Here is a 1,571-nt window from a genome sequence, read left to right as displayed (position 1 = left end):
CACTAACGTTGCATAAATAAAATTTTTATTTGTCAAGACCTAAATTTATGAAAAATCCTTTTCCACAAAGAAAAAACTCCTTATAATGGGGATGTGCAGGTAGTCCTGTCCAACTCCCATAATAAGGAGACTCTGTATGGACAAGGATACCACACAATCCACGTTTAGTAAATACCTTTCGCTGATGCCACTCAAAAAAATTTCGAAGTTGGTGAGATGCCAAAAACTGGACCGTTACATCAAGAAGCTTAAAACCTTGCCATTTCTTTACCTTATGCTACTGGCCCAATTAAGTCAGGCGGAATCGCTTCGCAAGTTATCCACAGAAGCCAGCAACAATGACGATTTGCAAAAACTTCTGGGAATTGATTCCATTAGCGCTGCCCAATTATCCAGACGCCTGAGAGACCTGCCCACCCAGTTTCTGCAGGTACTATTTGATGAAATCAACCAACGGCTTGCAAGAGGTAATAAACGCTGGATTAATGGGGAACCCCGGGTGAACCAGCTCCATATCATTGATTCCAGCACAATTACCCTGTGTTTGTCACAATACCGGTGGGCTGATTACCGGAGCACCAAAGCCGGAGTAAAGGTCCATCTGCGGCTGGTCTTTTCGGACCGGGGAGTATACCCCGATAAGGTCATTATGAAACCGGCCAAACACCCGGATATATCCCAGCTGGATAACCTGATCGTAGAAGAGACCGATGCTCTAGTTGTATTTGACCGCGGGTACGTGGACTTCGCTAAGTGGGATCGCTACTGCGATGATGGGATCAGATTCGTTTCCAGGCTCAAGGACGGGTTCATTACTGAAATCCTTGAAGAGCGTCCTGTAACGGGTACCAGCATGGTGGAAAGCATCGTTCTGTTGGGAAACCCCGGAACCACCCAAATGAAGCACCCCTTGCGGCTGATTAAAACTAGGGACAGTCAGGGTAACCCAGTGGTTATTGTAACTAATGACCTGAACATCAGCGCCCAGGAAATCAGCGATATCTACCGCCACCGCTGGCAAATAGAACTGTTCTTCAAGTGGATCAAACAGCACCTGGTAATCAAAAAATGTTACGGGAAAAGCGAATATACCGTATATAACCAGATTTGGATTGCTTTGATTGCCTTTTGTTTATTGACATTGTTCCAAAAAGACATTGCTGCCAACAAAAAATTACTGGAGATACAACGCTTATTATTGATTTACCTTTTCCGTCCTCTTGAAGAACTGTTGGCACAATTAAAACGGGTGCTTAAGAAATCCCGTGGTCGACGAAAAGACAACAACCAGCAAATTTTTGATCTTACGGTCTGGCAAGTGGAAAACGGCGAAGCAGAATTTATCCACAGGGTTGACTGCGAACCAATTTATTTGTAAGCATTTTTTCATCTTTTTTAAAAACCAGCGACTGTAAAAACGTGGATAAGGACTACCTTTATCGGGTCGCTGGCCTGTTAACCATGGAGAAGAAGGTGCTGTTCAGAATATTCAATACTTAAGAGTATATATCAACAAGATTACAGAAATTACAAGTTGACTTTCGTGCTAAAAATTTAATGCAACACTAGTG

1 protein-coding gene is annotated in these 1,571 nt (G+C 43.2%); it reads left to right on the top strand.

The annotated features are described in order from the left end of the window. The first annotated feature begins 136 nt into the window (after positions 1-136). Complete coding sequence (locus GFC01_RS17725) at positions 137-1,378, top strand: IS4 family transposase (protein WP_152948472.1); 1,242 nt, start codon at positions 137-139, stop codon at positions 1,376-1,378. The last annotated feature ends 193 nt before the right edge of the window (positions 1,379-1,571 follow it).

Source organism: Desulfofundulus thermobenzoicus, from assembly GCF_009428905.1.
Taxonomy (GTDB): domain Bacteria; phylum Bacillota; class Desulfotomaculia; order Desulfotomaculales; family Desulfovirgulaceae; genus Desulfofundulus_A; species Desulfofundulus_A thermobenzoicus.
The sequence above is the reverse complement of the archived record's forward strand: the minus strand, read 5'-3'. Positions and strand labels throughout refer to the sequence as shown.